Source organism: Pseudomonas sivasensis (genome assembly GCF_052938085.1).
On sequence record NZ_CP176442.1, the window covers coordinates 1,906,173 to 1,924,492 of the forward strand.

Sequence of the window (18,320 nt, forward strand, 5' to 3'; positions counted from 1 at the left end):
GTGTTGTTAGCTCGGACTTTCCCCCAGGAACGCTCATTGATCCCAAACAGTTAGTGGAAATTCAATGGAGTACAACGTTTTACCCTGACAGCATCAGGGAGGATGTGAGGCTTTGCTATTCAAGGCCCTTCAGCTCTCAAGAGGATTGCAGGAGAATCACTCCGCGTTCGTCTGGCACAGTGCAGGATTTTAACACTCAGTCGTTTGGTAATGGCTCGCGAGTTAGAATCTATCATGATGTATACGGGGGCACACCTCGCTATACGCGTCCTGCAGGCGTCGATTCAGTCGTATTAAAATATAGCTATTAATCAACTGAAAAGTATTTTGTCCGTTTGGTTTTTTGGCTCTTTTACATGGAAAACAATGATATTAATGATGTGGCAGCGGCGCTGTCCTCCTATTTAGGAAGAGTGATCCATGATATCTATTAATCTTCATGCGTCGTCAGCCACTAATCGTATGGCAACAAGTAGTACTTCCAACGCCGAGCCCGTGTTTGCGGTTTCGTCAGATAAAGAAGAGCCCATTGCCGCGTCAACTTCGAACGGTGAAGTTACCAACAGCACCGTCTCAATCCTGGCTCACCAGTTGAGCGAAGCGGCAGCGCGTGCTGAAAAACGCGCGGGCTCGGAGAGCGAAAACCCGTTCCACTCGATTACCGGCGATAACTACATCGCCAACAAAAAACAACACGGTGCAGCGCTTCCCAATACCGATAACCCGGAGCTCCTGGCTCGGGCCCGGCAGGCCAACGGCTTCGTCGATGGCATTGACAGCAACCCTTTCAAAGGGCTTGCGCGCGATCAGCTCAGCCTGATTGCTAGCGACGTTGGCGGTGCCTTCACGCTCAATGAGCGACGTTCAGCGTGGGAAGAGTTGCAAGCAACCGCAACCCCAATGGCTGCCAACCCGAAACTGCAACCTGCAAATGGGCGTGATCACCTGATTTCGCGTTTGTACGGGGGGGTTGAACCGCCGGTCGCCAAGCCACCTGCCACCGTCTATAACGGCACTCAAAACCACGCCGATTTCCTCAACCCTGAGGATCGTGCCTTGATCTCGGATATGTACGCTTACGCCGCAGCGGAGGGTGCTGACCTGCGTTTTGTAGATCACGTGGCCATAGCACTCGGTACCTATCGTCATTACAGCGACGGCCTTCAATTCGGGGGGAGTAACGTTCGCTATGACGGGGAAGGGTATCAGGTGACGTTCGATTTCAAGCCAGAGGACGCCGCAATCGCGTCAAGCGTCCTGGAGGGTTCGGCGATCAACAGCACCCGTATCGACCAGGGTTTCTTGCGACACATTCTGGACCCGGCCCAAGGTGCGTTTACAAACATTGGTGGCATACCGTTCCTGGAGAAGATGGTAAAAAAATTCTCTAATGAAGGGGCTGATCAGCCCCCACTCGCCAGCCAGTTCGCCACCTACCACAAAGTCAGGTACGAGGACCATATTGTCCAAACCACCAACAAGGACGTCAGGCTACCGCCCTTCAAGGCACTCACGGATAACGTCAACGGCGTTTGGACCCTCACCGAACACGGCAAGGCAGAAGGCTACACACTGGACAAAACCACTGGCCGGATAAGCAAGCCGGTCGCCTCTTTCGACAGTCAGACGTCACAACGCTCAATCTTGGACGACATTGTCCGCCAATCGCCCAAAAGCTACTTCGCGGACTTTGTTGCCGGTGACCGTGAGTCGTTCGCCATGCGAAGAGTCTGGCCCGGCCATTTTTTCATGCTGATGAAAAAACAATAATTATGAGGACTTGATAAGCGATGCCCTAAGGCACCGCACAGTCCTCATGCCTCAATGAGATTCCAAAGCTGACGATTTCAATAACGTCTACGCGTGCGTCAACCCCGTCAACGTATCCGCAATCGTCTTCGTCCGCTGCGCCGTGCCCTCGGTCGCACGGCTGGACGCTTCCAACGCGTCCAGCATCTCTCGCAATGCGCCCACACCGGTGGACTGGTCTTCGATCTGCTGGGCTACCCGCTGGATCTCACTCGACAGCAGGTCAATATCCACGCCAATTTCCGCCGCATTCTTACGCGTGATTTCCGCCAGCTTGCGCACCTCGTCCGCCACCACTGCAAAGCCCCGGCCCAAGTCGCCCGCGCGCGCCGCTTCAATGGCCGCGTTGAGCGCCAGCAAGTTGGTCTGCCCGGCGATCTGCTGGATTACCTGCACAATCGACTGGATCCGTAAACTCGACCCGGCCAGCGTGCGCGCACCTTCCACCGCCACATCCGCCTGGCTCGACAACCCCTCCACCGTGGCCCCGGCCTGGGCCGATACGCTGTTCTGCTGGTCGATGGTGCTGACCAAGTCATCCATCGACGCGTGCAACTCACCGGAATAATGCTTGAGCTGCGCCGCGATTTCTTCCTGCTGTTGCTCAGCCTGGGCCAGCACCTGGCCCAAGTCCGCCAGGCCTTCGAATACCGGCAGGATATTGTTGTCCAGCCCGCGGGTGTTCAGGGTGTTAGAGAAATCATTGTTCTTGAACGCCGCAATCTGCTTGACCACCACATGGTTCAATCCCGCCAGCTTCTTCACCTGCCGCCGTAGGAAAAACGCCTTGAACTCGCCGTAATGAGCGATGAAATTGTCCACATACTCGTCACTGAAACTTGCGCCCTTGGCCACCCGAAAGAAGAAAATCGCGGTCAGCGTCTGGTTCAGGTTCAACCCCAGAATCTCCCCAAAGGTCGAGAATCCCGCCAACGGCACATCGCCAAACGTCCCCGCCATGCTGCCCAACTCGGCGCCGTTGTTCAGCCGACGCAAGATGCAGTCATTCAAAATCCCCGCCACCGGTTGGCCACCCTTGCCACGCAGGAACTGTTCATAGTCCAGGCGCGTCGCCTCACGCAACGGCGTACGCCGCACCATCACCAACTCCTCGCCCGGCGCCACGTCGCAAAACAACTGCACGATCTGCTGCTCGAAGTCGATACGCGCGATGGACCGCACAAACAACTCACTGCCCACCCGAATCGCAAACGAATAATCCGCCAGCTTCGACTCCAATGCCTGCGGCGCACAATTAAACGCATCACACAGTGCCTGCACCATGCTCTTGATATTGCCGGCGCTGTCGATCACCTGGTCAATCGTGCGGTCCTCCACCGAGGCCGTCAGCACACTGAAGGTCAAATCCGCCGGTTTGAAATTCTGGCTTTTGAACACCCCAAATCGCACCTGCGCCGCCGTCTTCACAAACACAATCTGCGCATGATTCTGATAACTGCGCTGACCGTCATGAATCAGCGTTTTCTGGAAATCCGACTTACCCCCGGCCGATCCCCCTACAAACAAACACGGAAACCGCCCCGACTCATACAGCGCCTCCATAAAAAACGACTCCGACGCCGACAACCCGTCGAACACCACATACGCCAACGTATCGCGATGATCGATCGGCGTGCGCACCTGCACCCGCTTGATATGCCCCACCAACTTGGCAATGCGCTCCTGCATCCCCAACCGCTTACCGCCGCCACGAATGTCCTCACACTCCAGCGGCACCATCACCACCTCGGCCGAGGCGATCAGACTGTCGTCGAACAGCTGCAACACCACCCGATCCCAGCGCTCGCCGGTGGCGCAATACAGCGAATTGGGCGCATTGCAGAGTTCGCCGGAAGTGGTGCACAGGCTGATGGTGGATTGTGGGAAACGGCGTTTGAGCTTGGCGGCGACCTGATCGATGTCCAAATGCGGCGAGATAAAACCGGTGATCAGGGTGGGGGTGATGCGCAGGGCGGTGAGGGCGGCGTCCAGGTCGTTGGCAGTGCTGGTGAGCGTGGCGGTGCCTTGACGATCGGCCCGGGCTTTTTTTAGAAGGGAGAGTGGGTTCATGTGGTGGACTCGATCGAGTGGTGATGCAGGGGTAGGCATGCGGTTAGTAGGGTTATCGGCAGGTTGGGTGGGGACTGGAGGGTGGGGGATGCGACGGATGGACGCGGGTGTGGGGAGTTTTCCTATTACTGATAGGCAGCTTTCGGCCAAAAGCAGACTGTCGTTCACCTCGGGAGCGGACAAGGTATCGTTCATGGATGTGATCTGCTAAAGAGATCATGGACAGGTTTCAATCAAAAAACTCAACAAACCACTCTCGGGAACGGTTGAAACTGTGGAAAAAATCAAGTTGATCAAAGCGATGATGAAAGCCGGCCGGGCTAAAGATCTACTGTATTGGTTTAATGAAACCGGACACCTATTTAGGCGAGAATGCTCGCCAGATAGACGAGTCTGATCCCTGGCGGGATCGGCATCGAGTTAATCTAATACCTTGCCAGCACGATTTTCAGCAGCGGAAACGGATTTGGCGGACATTCAACGGCGCAGGCTTCAAGGTCAGCTTGCCGCAATCAGCCACTGAAGGACATCCCTCACCAGAAGTGTCTCGTGATAGTTCGATCTCACAATGTAACCCCGGTGAGGCCGGTCTACTGAAGGCCCGAGAGCGATCAATTTGCCCGCCTTGATCTGCTCTTCGATCAGCCCAGCCCAGCCCAAGGCGATACCTTGACCCTCCTGCGCAGCGGTCAGCAGCAACGGATAGTTATTGAAGCAAAAAACTGGCGCTTCCTCTGGCGGAGTGATCTTCGCGTGCAGGCACCAGTGATGCCAATCCAGCCACCGGGAGTCATCGCTGTCCTTATGAAGCAGCGGTAGATCCTCGATACTGCTTATTTTCGTACCTTCCAGTAGCCCCAGTTTTTCAGCCAGGTCTGGACTGCATACTGGGAATACCGTCTCGGGGATCAGTAGCTTTTCAAATCGGAAGTCACCGTCGAGGGATCCAAACTGAATGGCGATATCGGCATCTTGAAGCATCGGATCATCGTCAAGGTTTACTGGGCGAATCTTGAATTGGATCTGGGGGAACTGGCCCTGGAGCGCAGGCAATTTCGGCATAAGCCAGAAATAGCAGAATCCAAAATTCGCAGCGATCGAGATGGTAGGTTTCTGCTTGTTGAAATGGCGACGCATGCGCTTGACCGCTGCCTTAATTTCACTCACCGGGGATGCTAGGCCTGAATAAATCTGCTGACCCTCATAGGTGGGTCGCAACAGCTTACCGTTACGTTCGAAGAGTACACACCCAAGCGACTCCTCCAAGGTGCGAATCCGCTGAGAAATCGCCGGTTGAGTAGTGCCCAATTCAACAGCTGCGGCCGTCATCGAACCCAAGCGGATTGTGGCCTCAAAGGCGACCAAAGATTTAAGTGGCGGGAGGTCCTGTTCGCTCGGCTCCATAACGTTTATGCATACCTCTAATAAGGGGATTGCGGGTGTTTATCCCCTGAGCACGTAAGGATACTGAGACCACCTATTTGGAGGTTCTCATGGTACAGGTCACTTTTGAAATCAAGCAACAACCGGCATCCGTGATCGCACAGTTGCCAGGGGAAACCATTGTGCTAGCGCCGCTGTGGTTGCGGGAGCGCTGCCAGGACGCTGTCAGTCTTGATGTCACTACTCAGCAAAGACTGTTTAACCCGCATAACCTTCCTGACGGCATCACTCTGGTTGAAGCAGAGGCCAAAGGCGTAGATCAGGCATGGCTGTCATTCAGTGATGGTTATGCGGGGCTGTATGACCTCACGGAGTTTCGTGCCGACTTCGATCCGCTGGATGGCCTGCCAACGCCCATCAGTTGGAAGAGCAATATTGACACCCAGCTCATCTACATCGACTTCAACCGACTGAGTGACTTCGATTATCGATTGGAGGCATTCAGCAAGTTTTTGACCTATGGGGTTGTCGTAATCCAGAACGTGCCTACCGAAGCCGAGTCAGTTCTGGATGTAGGCAGAATCTTTGGCCAGGTGCGCGAAACCAATTTCGGCAAGTACTTCGAGGTGTACTCCCGGCCGAACTCCAATGACCTGGCCTATCGCTCAATTCACCTCGATCCTCATACCGATAACCCTTATCGCGATCCGATGCCTGGCATCCAGCTTTTGCACTGCCTGATCAACGAAACATCGGGGGGGCTCTCTACACTCGTAGACAGTCTCGCGGTCGCAGAGCAGCTTAAATTGGAAGATCCCGAAGGCTTCGAACTGCTGGCCAACGTGCCTGTGCGTTACCGCCACGTCGATAACGACGTTGAGCTGATTGAGCGGCGGCCAATCATCATGACCGACGCGCTGGGCCGAATGACAGGTGTCAGCTATAGCCCACGCCTCGACTATCTACCGTTGCTGAATGAACACGACATGGCCGTATTCCACCGTGCACGTCGTCGCATGGGCGAGCTCTTTGTGGATCCGGCATTTGAGCGACGTTTCAAGCTGGAGAAGGGCGAGCTGCAAATGTTCAATAACACGCGTGTCCTCCATGGCCGGACGAGCTTTGATACCAATGAAGGTCGCCGTCATCTGCAAGGTTGCTACATGGATATGGATGGCCCCAAAGGCATCTACAAAGCCATGAAAAGAAGCTTGAAAGCTCAATAAGATTCGAAAGCCTGAGGACTGATGATGGAAACCGTAGCTTTTACCCAGATGAAAGACGGCACCAAAGCCGAATATGAAATGCTGACCCAGCTGGAAACTGATTTCGCAAAAGAGCTTCCTGACCGGCTCCTCAAATGCCTGCGGGATCTGGAACACTCTCTAAGCGGTTACAAGGTGAGCCGACTCGCTCATTCGCTTCAGACCGCATGTAGAGCTGAGGACGCTGGTGCAGATGAGGAGATGGTGGTTGCAGCGCTGATCCATGACCTGGGCGACGAGCTCGCCCCCTACAACCACTCCCAGTATGCAGCATCCATCCTTCGCCCTTATGTTCGTCCAGAGGTGACCTGGGTCATCAATTATCACGGCCTCTTCCAGAACTACTACTACGTGCACTTCTTCGGCGGTGATCGTAATGAGCGGGATCTATACAAGGATCACCCTTACTACGAGAGTTGTGTGCGCTTCTGTGAGGAGTGGGACCAATCATCCTTTGACCCTGATTACCCGACTCGCCCTTTGGAGCACTTCGAGCCTATGGTTCGGAGGATTTTCACTCGGCCAGCATTCGATCAAAAGTACGTTGGTGACCAGACTATGGGCCGCAGCGCGCTCGACCAACCTGTGGCCTAGGCACTTTACTTACGGTTCAAATTTGCGTCATAGCGGCAGCGTGCTGCCGCTATGACGTGCATATCCAGGTGGATCCCTCCCTACTGATCCATAAGAAAACCGCATGCTCCTCATAATAGAAACGCGGTTATGCCGTACTGGCGATTGGCCGATAATCGAAGCGGGAAAGGCGCAATTCATAAGCGTCAGCCACGTGCAAATTTGAGTCTGCCATCCAGATACGTCAAACAGAGTTAGTGCAACTCTAGAGGGGAGTCGGATGAACAAGTTTTACAAAACCGTGATCGCGGTAACCTTGGCATCTCAAAGCGTGTTGGTTATGGCTCAAGAACCCAGCAGTTGCCAAGTCATCAAGACGGCGAACGTGGGATGGCTCGATGGTATATCGACAAACGCATTGACTCAGGTGGTTGCCGAAGGCCTGGGCTATAAATTTGACGACAGCATGCTTTCACTGCCAATCGTTCTGAAGTCTCTTAGCGATGGCAAGCTGGATACGTTCATTAACTACTGGTCGCCATCTCAGGATCCTCTGATTACCCCCCTAAAGGACTCTTTGTCCGTTCTCCCAACCCCTAACCTCACAGGTGCAAAATACACACTCGCAGTTCCAAAATTTCTGGCCGATGAGGGGTTGAAGGATTTCAAGGACATAGAGAAATTTAAAGACCAGCTCGGAGGCCGCATTTACGGCATCCAGCCTGGTAGCGGCGGAAACACGTTGGTGCAGAAGATCATCAAGGACAACTCGTATGGTTTGAAGGATTTCAAACTGGTCGAGTCTGGTGAAGCAGGCATGATCCAAGAGGTAGGTCGCTCGATTCAACGCAAGAAGCCCATTGTGTTCCTGGCGTGGGCGCCTCACCCAATGAACGTGAACATGGACATCGTGTATCTAACGGGTGGTGATGATTCCTTCGGTCCCGATTTCGGCGCAGCAACGGTCAAAACCATCACATCCAAAGGCTATGCCGAGCGCTGCGGTAACGTTGGCAAGTTGTACAGCAATCTGAAATTTACGGTCGACATGGAGAGCAGCATCATGAACTCCCTTGACAAAAAGGAGCCCGCTTTGAGTGCAGCGAAAAAATGGCTGGCCGCTCATCCTGAGACTCTGGATAGCTGGCTGACTGGTGTAACTACCGTCGACGGTAGAGACGCGAAAGCAGCAGTATTAGCAAACATCTCCAAGTAAAGAAAAGCCGCTTCAGTGAAGCGGCTTTTGTTATCGAAAATCCGCAGTTGGAGGCTCGCTGATGGAGCCATATGTAGCCAGTTGCTAGGCGTTTACTCATCGCAACGTGCCTTAACCTGACGCTTACCCCGCATTTGACATATCTTGAGTTCGTGGGTTTCTGCGGGGCCATGTAGTTCCGAGTCCGAGCCCGTCGAGCCAGCACTCACGCGTGATGCGTTTATGGACCTCGGCAGTTGTTTGGATATTCAAGGTCCGCTTCTGGCCGATGACTGCCAGTCGCCACCGGCAGCTATCGACCCGAAGCTGACGGTCGGCTTGGCTTAGGTTCAGATTGAGCAAGCCGGTCTCTCACCCAACCGCTCTACCAACCTTACGAGATAACCATCGGGATCCTGGACGATGAATTCGCGCTGACCTACTTCTATTTTGTCAGCCCGATACCAGGTGTCTTTGCATTCTCGATAGAGTGGAAATCCAGCCTGAACAAGTTTTTGGATGATGGGTGCCACAGCCTCAACATCAATCTGTAGGTTGATGCCTCTTCCAAACGGTTTGGTCAATGGCGCAGTCAGCCATTGACCCGCGTCAGGATCAATCTGCTCAAGCATTACTTGAGCACCATTCAAATCAAGGTACGCAAATCCCTCATCCGAACGTTGATAAGCTACTTTGAACCCCAGAAGAGAAACCCAAAAAGCCAGGCTGCTATCCAGGTTGGTGACCATTAACTCCGGAACCAGTTTGTTACGTTCGAACATGAGATGACTTCCATTTCAAAATGCTTGTTTTTGTGAGCGGGCAGGTTCTGCACCTACGGCTTCGCTGCCAGGGCGGGATCGTGGTGAGCATGATGATGCACGCTTGGGTGGGAGTTATCGAGTCGCTTTGAGTGGCAGCTTCTGGCCGATAGCTGCCCTTCATGATAGCCAGTTACTAGCCACTACCTGTCAGTCGACTGATTAGACCGGGACGGTTACGCTGGCGTTTTAGCATGCACGGAAGAGCGTATGACAGAGGTGTACCAAGGAAGCTGTTTATGTGCCGCTGTCCGTTATGAGCTATCCACCACACCGCAAGCAGTGAGTCATTGTCATTGCAGCCAGTGTCGCAAAGGTCATGGGGCGGCATTTGCTTCTTACGGCAGCGTTCCGCGTAGCGCGCTGCAAATACTTAGCGGCTCCATCCATATCAAAACCTATGCTTCTTCAACGACGGTATCACGCGAGTTCTGCGTGCAGTGTGGTTCGGCCTTGTTTTGGTCACGGTCTCAAGGCGAGCTTGCCAGTTGGGTTTCAATAGCATTGGGTACGCTCGATACCCCGTTTTTCCCTCTAAAGCAGAAACACGTTCATCTCGACTCCGCAGCTCACTGGTACATCCCAACCACCCCATGCCCTCCAGTTGATTGAAGTCTTCTGGGCGAAAGCTGCCTGTCGCTCTGACCCCTTGTTGTTGACCGATATAGGCATTGACGTAAAATCGCCACCCCCAAAAAATCAGCGTGCATAGCGAGAAGGAGCTTCGATGCAACGGGTGATGATTGTTGGTCAACCTGGGTCTGGCAAAAGCACTTTGGCGCGCGAGCTTGGTCAGCGCACGGGCTTGCCGGTCGTTCATATCGACACTATTCACTGGCAGCCAGGTTGGATAGAACGAAGCCGGGACGAGAAAACGCAGCTTTGCCTCGATGTCGAGGCCCGTGATTGCTGGATATTCGAAGGGGGCCATTCGGCCACTTGGGAAAATCGGATGGCCCGTGCAGATCTTTTAATTTGGATTGATCGTTCGGCGACGCTTCGATTCTTGCGCGTACTGCGCAGAACGCTGCTCCAACGGGGTCAATCTCGGCCTGACTTGCCCGAGAACTGCCCCGAACTGCTGGCGAACCTGCCGGAGTTTTTTAGATTCATGTGGCGGACGAAAAAAACAGCGCGAGCAAAGATGCAGCAACTCGTGGCAACTGCACCATCAACCTGCCGCGTGGTTTATCTGCGGTCTAATCGAGAGGCCAGGATGTTTATCGCGAGTATTGAAAATTCGGCTGGTCAGGCTCCGCGAGATTGATCGTTGGTTGGCTGCCTCGCTACGTAAACTGCGGGTCGTCATGCGGGGACAATGCCCTTCAAAATCCGCGTCGCCTGGCGTGTATCGCGCGCTCAATATCCCTCCATAAATAGCACTGCCTCCAATTGGCGTACGTTGTAGGCCAAGCCCGATCGCGTGCTAAGCGACCGCGCAATGGATGCTACAAGACGATTTGCATCGAGCTGCGCTGGCCATGACATATATGCATTGCGCCACACGGTACGAGTCGCTCGTGGCCGACTACCGCCACGTCCAGCGATCAGGCCTAGGTTGGGGTAGTGCGCTTTGAAGGAATCGAGTTCGGCGTCAACGAACACGGCCTCGGCAATACCCACCAATGCGGTGGCTACACGCGAGTCATAGATCACAAAGTCGTCTGGGTAAAACATGGCGTACAGCTTCGTCCATGCGCTGTTCATTGCAGCTGGGTTCTGAGCATTGCGGTTAGCAGCACGTTGCAGGTTGGCGACGACCGCGTCGGCATCCCGCGTGGGCAGGCGCACTCCGCCCCACTGGCAGATAGACGCGAATAATGCCAACACCGCATCGGCATTACCGGCAAGGTCAAGACTTAGCACTCGCGCCTGAGCAATAAACCCCTGTAGCACTTGCTCTGTTGCTACGAAGCTTACTCCCGGCGAGGGCCAGAAGTAGCTGCTCAATCTTGCATCCAGTCCCTGAGCTGCCTGGGCTGGGTAAACCTTCCGGCGGCGACGATCGTAAATTTGAAAGGGTTCATGTTTAAGGTAGAAGGCAAAGCGCGCTTCCCAGGGGCTCAAGTCATGGCAACCCATGGCAGCCTCAGCAGCGGGCTCGACTTCAGCGGTCAGCTCCTGCGTCTCGTCCATGCCGAGCAACTCATACAAGCCCTCGGCCACACGCCGGTAACGTGCCACCTGGCCGCTGCGCGCCCAGTAACCGGTGAGCTCACACAGGTTTGCCAACTGCGTATTGATTGTGTTGGCGGCGAAGAAGTCCAAGCCCACGCGATAGCGTTCGTTGGTATCGGTCGGGTTTAAGTAGACCTTACGGCAAGGGGTTTTAAGGTCTGCAGCGCGGAATTTTAGCGGTAGCGCGCCGGCGTGGATTTCAAGGGCGATTGCGTCGTGCAGGGCCATTAGGCATTCCAAATGCTGGGGGTAAAGAGGTGCGATAGGCTACTCGGCGTCAGGCGTGCAATCCAGTGTGGTAAGCCGATGGCTAAGAATTCAAAAAGGTCCGCGCTCAAGCCCAAACGCCCTGCGTTTGCTCTCATTTGTTAAGTCAGTAATCCGGCTGACAGGGCCCGCATGCCTGATGGTTATTCACCAACAGCGCTCAGTTGGCCCGTCGGGGCAGCAGTGCAGAAAGGTAAAGTACAGCGCCGTCGTGCCGATACAGGCGCGAGTAATGCGATGTGCTCAGGGATTTCTAACGAAAACCTAGAGGACGTTTGGGGTCATGGCTGGAAAGTTAATTACAGCTATTCATTAGACATACGGAAGCCATAATGAAACGGATTGAGCGAGACTTCGTTACGCTGTTCAACTACCTCTGGTACAAGGATTTTCCCGTTACTGAAAAAGCTGGCCTAGCGAATAGGGCCAACTGGACGATCCATATGGGCCTCGTAATTCGTCAATGTGCCAGCCTGATGGGTGCACGGGCTCTTTTCGAATTGGGCGGGCGTACCGATGCGGTGGTTCAGTACTCCGAAAAGGATATTCTGACTTTCGTGGAATGGGAGTGGAAGCGTGCCCACACGGACATCAATGAAATCCAAAAGCTGCATAGCAAGGCCGGTCAGGCAGCATTTCAGACGTTCATTGGGTACAGCCGTGTAGAGGACATTCAAAAGGCTTTAGACCAGGCGTTGAACACATGGATCGATGCTAAAAGCCCCTTGATTTATTTTCTGATCACCTACGACGTAGTTAAAGGCAACCGCCACTTCGTTGATCTTGTGACCTATGAATTTACAAAAAACCGGTGCAGGAAAATACGCAGTCAGCCGGCGTTACCCTGGATGGTAAATCGAAAGAAGTTCATCGACGCTGATGAAAACACATAAAGCCTGAAAGACTTGGGTACTGTTGCCGATGAGCATTTCCCTGCTGGCCTCATTGGCAATACCGAGCAACGCGGTCACCGAGCCAGTGCGTGAGGTGCTACTACTCGACGACCTCGCGTGATTGGCGTGTCTAGCGATGGTCCGTCTCGCGTGTCATCAACTGATCGACCAATACCACGTCTAGTTCACTAAGTTGGTGAATCACCAACGCCACATCCCGTTGCTTCCCCTTCAGCTCATCCGACAGGCCAAGCAACAACGCAGTAACCGAAGAAAAAGTCTCATAGCTATCAGCAATCAACACTTCACTGCGAACATCGTCAGCAACGCTGAACAGCGTCGTCGCGTGCGGGAGAGGCGTCTCCAGCGGTTCTGCCCCCGCGTTGAGGTAGTTATCAATCGTACGATGCGCCGCTTGATTCAGTTTCAGGTCGGGACCGTTCCTCAGCCTTGCACCCGTGGTGGTGTGGAGTCGGATACTGGCGTTTCTGGTTCGTCAGCGAGTTGCATGGCCGACAGCGCTTTCAGCTTGTGATGGGGGCCGGTGAAGCGTGTGTCGCCATCCAGTACCGTGAGCGTGATCCGTTCTGAAACGCACCGATGGAATGGGGTGAACATGCGTTTTTTTGGGTAGTAAACGCCTTCCGAGGTCTCGGAATATTTTAAGGCGAGCATCACTTTTTGCAGTGCAGCGGGGCTGATACGACTGGCAACGCGCCACTCGGCAAGTGCGGCGTCGCGGTACATGCTGTAAGTCCGCCCTATGCATGCGCCCAGGGTGCCGCCGTAAAGGACGTTGCTCTTGAATGTGTCGGTTATGCCCATGATGTGTGCAGCAACCAGCAGAATGGCCGTCGCTATAAAACAGAGGAGGATGCTTTCCAGCAGTGCCAATGCCTTGTAAGGGTCAGCGGCCAGTTGGTCTTTGAGCTTAGGTCGGGTGATGGCAGTGTCGGCGTGTTTTGGCGCGTGGGTGTTAAGCGGTTTCAAGCGTTACCCCTCCTGGGTTGAGTTTTCCTGATCGAGAACAACTCGCATTCTACGTAAAGTGAAGCGGCCATCCCCGTTTTTGCTCGATTCAACTTGGTATTTCCCAACATCCCCCCATAACTACCTCTGTCTCCATTAACCGCAAGGACAAACCATGACCAACCCAACCGAAACCGCCATCCTCGCCGGCGGCTGCTTCTGGGGCATGCAAGACCTGTTGCGCCGCTACCCCGGTGTTCTGCAAACGCGGGTCGGCTACACCGGTGGCGATGTGCCGAATGCCACCTATCGCAACCATGGCAACCATGCTGAAGCGATTGAAATCGTGTTTGACCCGGCGGTGATTTCCTACCGGCAGATTCTTGAGTTCTTTTTCCAGATCCATGACCCCAGCACGCCGAATCGGCAGGGCAATGATCTTGGGCCGAGCTATCGTTCGGCGATTTACTACCTGAGCGAACAGCAAAGGGATATTGCCGAAGATACCGCGGCTGATGTGGATGCCTCCAAGCTGTGGCCGGGACGTGTGGTCACGGAAATTGAACCCGCCAGGGAGTTTTGGGAGGCGGAGCCGGAGCATCAGGATTATCTGGAGCGGATACCGAACGGGTATACCTGCCATTTCATCCGGCCGAATTGGAAGTTGCCCAAGCGGGCTTCATCGGGGTCAGCTCCCTGAGCGCCTGCGCCCAGCCAAGGACGAAGATGTCCAAGCCTCAAATGGCGCAAAAAACGCAAACAGGGCATGCAGGATGGCCGGCGTGGTCATCACTGCCTACGTCCTTGTCGTCAGAAAAGTCGCCATTTCAGTGCTTTGGCCAAGTGCCATCGCTCGTTAGGTAGGAATGGCCAAGTCCGGTTGATTCAAATCCCTTCCTGCTCCATCAGCCTGGCCGACAGCGCTTTCAGCTTGAAATAGGGGCCTGCGAAGCGCGTACCCCCCATCCAGTGTGGTGAGCGTGATCCGCTCTGAATCGCACCGATGGAATGGGGTGAACATGCATTTTTTCGGGTAGTAAACGCCTTCCTGCGTCTCGGAATACTTCAAGGCGAGCATCGCGTTTTGCAGTGCAGTGGGGCTGATATGCCGGGCAATGCTCCACTCGGAAAGTGCCGCGTCGTGGTACATCCAGTACGTCGCGCCTATACATGCGCCCAGTGTGCCGCTATAGAGGACGTTGCTCTTGAATGTGTCGGTTATGCCGACGCTTTGTGCAACGAACAGCATAAGGGCCGTCGTTACCAAACAGAGGAGGGTGCTTTCCAGCAATGCCAATCCCTTGTAAGGGTCTACGGCCAGTTGGTCTTTGAGCTTAAGTCGTGTGATGGCCGTGTCGGCGTGTTTTGGCGCGTGGGTGTCAAGCGGTTTCAAGCGTTACCCATCCTGGGTTGAGTTTTCCTGATCGAGAACGGCTCGCATTTTACGCAAAGTGAAGCGGCTGTGTAGGACGTTTTCCTTGGGCCCCATCTCTATCGTTTGCCGCCTCACCGGCTCCCCCTTTACTCCGGCTTCTTGTAGGCCTTGTACTCGTTCTGCAGCACGATATGGTCCGCCACGTATTTCGCGTCGTGCCACACCCCATAGATAAACGACGACGCACGGTTCACCAGATTCGGCAGGCCCAAAAAGTAAACGCCGCTTTGCGCCGAGATTCCGCGTTTGTGGAACGGCTCGCCTTTCTCATCAAACGCATCCACCTTCAACCAGCTGAAATCGAACTTGAAGCCGGTTGCCCAGAGAATGGTGGTTACACCGGCTTCAGCCAGGTTGAGGCTGAGGATCGGATCAAGCAGGCACTCCGGGTCGGGCAGCAGTTCCCAGGCTTGCGGTTCCAGCGGGAATGGCAGGCCGTTGGCTTCGATATACGCATCCGCATCACGCAGTACATCAAAATACGCACGATCCCCTTCGGCCACGTTTTCGGCCAGGCCCGGTTGGAAGGTCATGACGCCGTCCTCCCAATTCTGGGTAACGCCTACCAGGTGAATGCCTTGGTGCGCCAGTCGGCGGAAGTCGACGGTCTTGCCGCCTTCATAGCCACTCACTGCAAACGCCACGTGCTTTTTCTTCGGCTGGATTTTGACTTCGTCCCACAAACCCAATGCGCCCAGCCACCAGCAGTAGTCGCGGCTGCGGTAGGCGCGGGGTGGGCGATAGTGTTCGCCGACGGAGAGGTACACGGTTTTGCCGGCCTTTTGCAGTTCTTCGGCGATTTGTGAGCCTGAGGCGCCGGCGCCCACTACGAGTACGGCGCCTTCGGGGAGTTGGCCGGGGTTTTTGTAGGTGGACGAGTGCAGTTGGTGAATCGGTGCGGTGGTGGGGACGATGTTGGGGATTGAGGGGCGTTGGAACGGGCCGGTGGCGGCGACGACGTTGGTGGCTTCGATCACGCCGGCCGAGGTCGTGACTTTGAAGCCGGGGCGGCCGAGGTGGCGCTCTACTTGTTGCACTTCTACGCCAGTGCGCACCGGAGCCTGGAGTTTGTCGACGTAGGCTTCGAAGTAGTCGGCCATGCGTTCTTTGGGCGGGAAGGCTTCGGGGGAGAGGCCTTCGAAGGTCAGGCCGGGGAAGCGGTCGTGCCAGGCGGGGCCGTTGGCGACCAGGGAGTCCCAGCGTTCGGAGCGCCAGCGTTCGGCGATGCGGTGGCGTTCGAGCACGATGTGGGGCACGCCCATCAGGGACAGGTGTTCGCTCATGGCGACGCCGGCCTGGCCTGCGCCGACTACTAGGGTGTTGATGGTTTCGACGGTCATTGGCGTTTCCTGGAAAGTAAGAGGTTTATTAGCAACACCGAGGGTCCACATTGGGTCTGCTGTGTTTTCGAGTTCGCATTTAAGGCTTGAGCAACTCGGCCACCGCCGTCAGCGCCAATTCATATCCCAACGCCCCCAGCCCGGCGATCACACCGGTGGCGGCCCTGGACACGTAGGAGTGATGCCGAAAGCGCTCGCGCTTCCAGATATTGCTCATGTGCGCTTCGATGATCGGGCCGCCGAAGGCCAGCAGCGCGTCAAGGATCGGCACTGAGCTGTAGCTGAGGCCGGCGGCATTGATCACCAGGGCGTCGCTGTTCAGGCGCGCCTCTTGAATCCAGTCCACCAGCACGCCTTCGTGGTTGCTTTGGCGAAAGTCCAGGGTCAGGCCCAACTCGCCGGCGTGGCGTTGGCAGCGGGCTTCGATGCTGGCGAAGCTTTCGTTGCCGTAGGTGCCGTGCTTGTCCAGCCCGTAGAGGTTGGCATTAGGGCCATTGAGGAAGTACACGCGGTGGGGCATGACGGGCTCCAGGTTATTCGGCGACGGTCAGCACGACTTTGCCGACGTTGGCGTTGGCTTCCAGCAGGCGATGGGCATCGGCCGCTTGAGACAGGGGCAACTGCGCGTGGATCTGTGGACGCACCACACCGGCCGCCAGCCAGGGCAACACGCGCGAGCGGATACACGCCGCCAGGCGGGCTTTTTCAGCGTGGCTTTTGGGGCGCAGGGTGGAGGAGGTGAGGCTGAGGTTTTTGCGCATCAGCACCTGCAAGTCCAACTCGATGTTCGCGCCTTGCAGGAATGACAGGCTCACATGCCGCCCGCCCATGGCCATGGCCGCCAGATTGCGCGCGACATAGGGGCCGCCGACGTTATCCAGCACCACGTCGACGCCGCGTCCTTGGGTGCAGTCGTGCACCACCGCGACGAAGTCTTCCAAATGGCGGTCAATCGCACGCCATACACCCAGCGCTTGCAGCATCGCGACCTTTTGCGGGCCGCCTGCGGTGGCGATCACCCGCGCCCCCGCAGCCTGCGCACACTGCACGGCAAAGCTGCCGACGCCACTGGCGGCGCCGTGGATCAGCACGCTGTCGCCGCTGCGCAGGCGCCCGAGCTCAAACAGGGTGTGCCACACCGTGAACGCCGCTTCCGGAACCGCAGTGGCAGCGTGCAGCGATAATCCCGCCGGCACCGGCAGGCAGTGCGCCGCCTGGGCCACGCAGTACTCGGCGTAGCCGCCGCCGTTGAGCAAGGCCATCACGCGATCGCCCACCGCACATTCATCCACGCGGCTGCCCACCGCGACCACAATGCCCGCCGCTTCCAGGCCCAGCACATCGGTAACGCCGGGTGGGATTGCTGAGCCGCTGCGTTGCATCAGGTCGGGGCGATTGACCCCGGCCGCCACGACGCGAATCAGCACCTCACCGGGTTGCAAAGCCGGCACAGGGCGTTCCACCACCTGCAGCACTTCAGGGCCACCGGGCTCACGGGCAATCACCGCTTTCATACGGATACGGTCCAGTCGTCCGGCACCACGGCGATCACATCGATCTCCATCAGCCACTCCGGCTGGCCCAGGCCGGAAATCACCAGGCCGGTGGAAATCGGGAACACACCTTTGAGCCATTTACCGACCTCCTGGTACACCGGCTCGCGGTAGCGCGGGTCGATCAAATAAGTGGTGGTCTTGACGATGTGCGACAGGTCCGAGCCCGCCTCTTCGAGCAGTTGCTTGACGTTCTTCATCGCCTGTTCGGCCTGGGCGCGCGGGTCGCCGAGGCCGATCAGGTTGCCGTCGAAATCGGTACCGATCTGGCCGCGCACATAGATGGTGTTGCCGGCGCGCACGGCCTGGCACAGGTCGTTGTCCAGCGCCTGGTTGGGATAAGTCTGTTTGGTGTTGAACATGCGGATGCGGGTGTGGGTAGGCATATCGAAGGGCTCGTCGTAAGCGGGATGAAACCAGCTTCACATCGCCCCCTCTCGGGCGAAACCAGCATTTGCGCGGGGTAGTGCTTAGGAAAAACCGAAGCCCCTGTAACTCATCGGCTCGCCCATGACCCGGCACGAACCCTGCAACGCTCGCCGTACAGTCATTGTTGAGGGGCAGGCGTC

19 protein-coding genes are annotated in these 18,320 nt (G+C 56.0%); 8 read left to right on the top strand and 11 right to left on the bottom strand.

Going from position 1 to position 18,320, the window contains the following annotated elements:
• Positions 1-420: 420 nt before the first annotated feature.
• Positions 421-1,770: a hypothetical protein gene (locus tag ACKZ62_RS08880; RefSeq protein ID WP_447096550.1), complete on the top strand. Its 1,350-nt coding sequence runs from the start codon at positions 421-423 to the stop codon at positions 1,768-1,770.
• 87 nt (positions 1,771-1,857) lie between these two features.
• Here the strand turns inward: ACKZ62_RS08880 and ACKZ62_RS08885 are convergent, their stop codons facing one another.
• Positions 1,858-3,879: an FIST N-terminal domain-containing protein gene (locus ACKZ62_RS08885; protein WP_032885911.1), complete on the bottom strand. Its 2,022-nt coding sequence runs from the start codon at positions 3,877-3,879 to the stop codon at positions 1,858-1,860.
• Between the two features lie 498 nt (positions 3,880-4,377).
• On the bottom strand, positions 4,378-5,283 hold the full coding sequence (locus ACKZ62_RS08890) for a LysR substrate-binding domain-containing protein (RefSeq protein ID WP_099603087.1): 906 nt from the start codon (positions 5,281-5,283) through the stop codon (positions 4,378-4,380).
• An 89-nt stretch (positions 5,284-5,372) separates the two neighbouring features.
• On the opposite strand from ACKZ62_RS08890, the gene ACKZ62_RS08895 reads away from it, so the two are divergent.
• The 3 genes from ACKZ62_RS08895 (at position 5,373) to choX (ending at position 8,316) form a co-directional block, all read left to right on the top strand.
• Positions 5,373-6,488, top strand: a complete 1,116-nt coding sequence (locus ACKZ62_RS08895) for a TauD/TfdA family dioxygenase (RefSeq protein ID WP_244914266.1) — start codon at positions 5,373-5,375, stop codon at positions 6,486-6,488.
• 24 nt (positions 6,489-6,512) lie between these two features.
• Positions 6,513-7,121, top strand: coding sequence for an HD domain-containing protein (locus ACKZ62_RS08900; protein ID WP_241089453.1), 609 nt, complete (start codon positions 6,513-6,515; stop codon positions 7,119-7,121).
• A gap of 259 nt (positions 7,122-7,380) precedes the next feature.
• The gene (gene choX / locus ACKZ62_RS08905; RefSeq protein WP_099603089.1) at positions 7,381-8,316 is read left to right on the top strand and encodes a choline ABC transporter substrate-binding protein; all 936 of its coding nucleotides are present in this window, start codon (positions 7,381-7,383) and stop codon (positions 8,314-8,316) included.
• 329 nt (positions 8,317-8,645) lie between these two features.
• Here the strand turns inward: choX and ACKZ62_RS08910 are convergent, their stop codons facing one another.
• Positions 8,646-9,077: a bleomycin resistance protein gene (locus ACKZ62_RS08910; RefSeq protein ID WP_017530067.1), complete on the bottom strand. Its 432-nt coding sequence runs from the start codon at positions 9,075-9,077 to the stop codon at positions 8,646-8,648.
• 249 nt (positions 9,078-9,326) lie between these two features.
• Here ACKZ62_RS08910 and ACKZ62_RS08915 point away from each other — a divergent pair, with 249 nt between their 5' ends.
• Both ACKZ62_RS08915 and ACKZ62_RS08920 read left to right on the top strand, forming a co-directional pair.
• Positions 9,327-9,728: a GFA family protein gene (locus tag ACKZ62_RS08915; protein ID WP_099603090.1), complete on the top strand. Its 402-nt coding sequence runs from the start codon at positions 9,327-9,329 to the stop codon at positions 9,726-9,728.
• Between the two features lie 115 nt (positions 9,729-9,843).
• Positions 9,844-10,383, top strand: a complete 540-nt coding sequence (locus ACKZ62_RS08920; RefSeq protein ID WP_447096551.1) for an AAA family ATPase — start codon at positions 9,844-9,846, stop codon at positions 10,381-10,383.
• A gap of 92 nt (positions 10,384-10,475) precedes the next feature.
• Here the strand turns inward: ACKZ62_RS08920 and ACKZ62_RS08925 are convergent, their stop codons facing one another.
• Complete coding sequence (locus ACKZ62_RS08925) at positions 10,476-11,522, bottom strand: hypothetical protein (RefSeq protein WP_099603092.1); 1,047 nt, start codon at positions 11,520-11,522, stop codon at positions 10,476-10,478.
• Positions 11,523-11,893: 371 nt separating this feature from the next.
• Here ACKZ62_RS08925 and ACKZ62_RS08930 point away from each other — a divergent pair, with 371 nt between their 5' ends.
• Positions 11,894-12,454, top strand: coding sequence for a hypothetical protein (locus tag ACKZ62_RS08930; RefSeq protein WP_447096552.1), 561 nt, complete (start codon positions 11,894-11,896; stop codon positions 12,452-12,454).
• A gap of 130 nt (positions 12,455-12,584) precedes the next feature.
• Here the strand turns inward: ACKZ62_RS08930 and ACKZ62_RS08935 are convergent, their stop codons facing one another.
• Together ACKZ62_RS08935 and ACKZ62_RS08940 are read right to left on the bottom strand one after the other, a co-directional pair.
• Positions 12,585-12,884 (bottom strand): DUF6124 family protein, encoded by a 300-nt coding sequence (locus ACKZ62_RS08935; protein ID WP_447096945.1) that lies wholly within the window; start codon positions 12,882-12,884, stop codon positions 12,585-12,587.
• A 14-nt stretch (positions 12,885-12,898) separates the two neighbouring features.
• Positions 12,899-13,444, bottom strand: a complete 546-nt coding sequence (locus tag ACKZ62_RS08940) for a hypothetical protein (protein ID WP_447096553.1) — start codon at positions 13,442-13,444, stop codon at positions 12,899-12,901.
• Between the two features lie 154 nt (positions 13,445-13,598).
• Here ACKZ62_RS08940 and msrA point away from each other — a divergent pair, with 154 nt between their 5' ends.
• Positions 13,599-14,123 (top strand): peptide-methionine (S)-S-oxide reductase MsrA, encoded by a 525-nt coding sequence (gene msrA, locus ACKZ62_RS08945; protein WP_181640384.1) that lies wholly within the window; start codon positions 13,599-13,601, stop codon positions 14,121-14,123.
• A 156-nt stretch (positions 14,124-14,279) separates the two neighbouring features.
• Here the strand turns inward: msrA and ACKZ62_RS08950 are convergent, their stop codons facing one another.
• From ACKZ62_RS08950 to ACKZ62_RS08970, 5 genes are all read right to left on the bottom strand, one after another.
• The gene (locus ACKZ62_RS08950) at positions 14,280-14,816 is read right to left on the bottom strand and encodes a hypothetical protein (RefSeq protein WP_447096554.1); all 537 of its coding nucleotides are present in this window, start codon (positions 14,814-14,816) and stop codon (positions 14,280-14,282) included.
• A 128-nt stretch (positions 14,817-14,944) separates the two neighbouring features.
• Positions 14,945-16,198: a flavin-containing monooxygenase gene (locus ACKZ62_RS08955; RefSeq protein ID WP_032885900.1), complete on the bottom strand. Its 1,254-nt coding sequence runs from the start codon at positions 16,196-16,198 to the stop codon at positions 14,945-14,947.
• A 79-nt stretch (positions 16,199-16,277) separates the two neighbouring features.
• Positions 16,278-16,718 carry a type II 3-dehydroquinate dehydratase gene (locus ACKZ62_RS08960; protein WP_032885898.1) on the bottom strand — a complete coding sequence of 147 codons (441 nt, stop codon included), beginning with the start codon at positions 16,716-16,718 and terminating at the stop codon, positions 16,278-16,280.
• A gap of 13 nt (positions 16,719-16,731) precedes the next feature.
• Positions 16,732-17,712 carry an NAD(P)H-quinone oxidoreductase gene (locus ACKZ62_RS08965; RefSeq protein WP_081797656.1) on the bottom strand — a complete coding sequence of 327 codons (981 nt, stop codon included), beginning with the start codon at positions 17,710-17,712 and terminating at the stop codon, positions 16,732-16,734.
• On the bottom strand, positions 17,709-18,137 hold the full coding sequence (locus tag ACKZ62_RS08970) for a RidA family protein (RefSeq protein ID WP_032885897.1): 429 nt from the start codon (positions 18,135-18,137) through the stop codon (positions 17,709-17,711). Before ACKZ62_RS08970 ends, ACKZ62_RS08965 begins: the two co-directional genes overlap by 4 nt.
• Positions 18,138-18,320 lie beyond the last annotated feature (183 nt).

Excerpts from the sequence above, each read along its gene's own strand:
- ACKZ62_RS08960 (WP_032885898.1), bottom strand. The coding sequence starts at position 16,718 with ATGCCCCACCGCGTGTACTTCCTCAATGGCCCTAATGCCAACCTCTAC.
- ACKZ62_RS08880 (WP_447096550.1), top strand. The coding sequence starts at position 421 with ATGATATCTATTAATCTTCATGCGTCGTCAGCCACTAATCGTATGGCA.
- ACKZ62_RS08930 (WP_447096552.1), top strand. The coding sequence starts at position 11,894 with ATGAAACGGATTGAGCGAGACTTCGTTACGCTGTTCAACTACCTCTGG.
- ACKZ62_RS08965 (WP_081797656.1), bottom strand. The coding sequence starts at position 17,712 with ATGAAAGCGGTGATTGCCCGTGAGCCCGGTGGCCCTGAAGTGCTGCAG.
- ACKZ62_RS08910 (WP_017530067.1), bottom strand. The coding sequence starts at position 9,077 with ATGTTCGAACGTAACAAACTGGTTCCGGAGTTAATGGTCACCAACCTG.
- ACKZ62_RS08915 (WP_099603090.1), top strand. The coding sequence starts at position 9,327 with ATGACAGAGGTGTACCAAGGAAGCTGTTTATGTGCCGCTGTCCGTTAT.
- ACKZ62_RS08925 (WP_099603092.1), bottom strand. The coding sequence starts at position 11,522 with ATGGCCCTGCACGACGCAATCGCCCTTGAAATCCACGCCGGCGCGCTA.
- choX (WP_099603089.1), top strand. The coding sequence starts at position 7,381 with ATGAACAAGTTTTACAAAACCGTGATCGCGGTAACCTTGGCATCTCAA.
- ACKZ62_RS08920 (WP_447096551.1), top strand. The coding sequence starts at position 9,844 with ATGCAACGGGTGATGATTGTTGGTCAACCTGGGTCTGGCAAAAGCACT.
- ACKZ62_RS08885 (WP_032885911.1), bottom strand. The coding sequence starts at position 3,879 with ATGAACCCACTCTCCCTTCTAAAAAAAGCCCGGGCCGATCGTCAAGGC.
- ACKZ62_RS08955 (WP_032885900.1), bottom strand. The coding sequence starts at position 16,198 with ATGACCGTCGAAACCATCAACACCCTAGTAGTCGGCGCAGGCCAGGCC.
- ACKZ62_RS08890 (WP_099603087.1), bottom strand. The coding sequence starts at position 5,283 with ATGGAGCCGAGCGAACAGGACCTCCCGCCACTTAAATCTTTGGTCGCC.
- ACKZ62_RS08895 (WP_244914266.1), top strand. The coding sequence starts at position 5,373 with ATGGTACAGGTCACTTTTGAAATCAAGCAACAACCGGCATCCGTGATC.
- msrA (WP_181640384.1), top strand. The coding sequence starts at position 13,599 with ATGACCAACCCAACCGAAACCGCCATCCTCGCCGGCGGCTGCTTCTGG.
- ACKZ62_RS08900 (WP_241089453.1), top strand. The coding sequence starts at position 6,513 with ATGGAAACCGTAGCTTTTACCCAGATGAAAGACGGCACCAAAGCCGAA.
- ACKZ62_RS08970 (WP_032885897.1), bottom strand. The coding sequence starts at position 18,137 with ATGCCTACCCACACCCGCATCCGCATGTTCAACACCAAACAGACTTAT.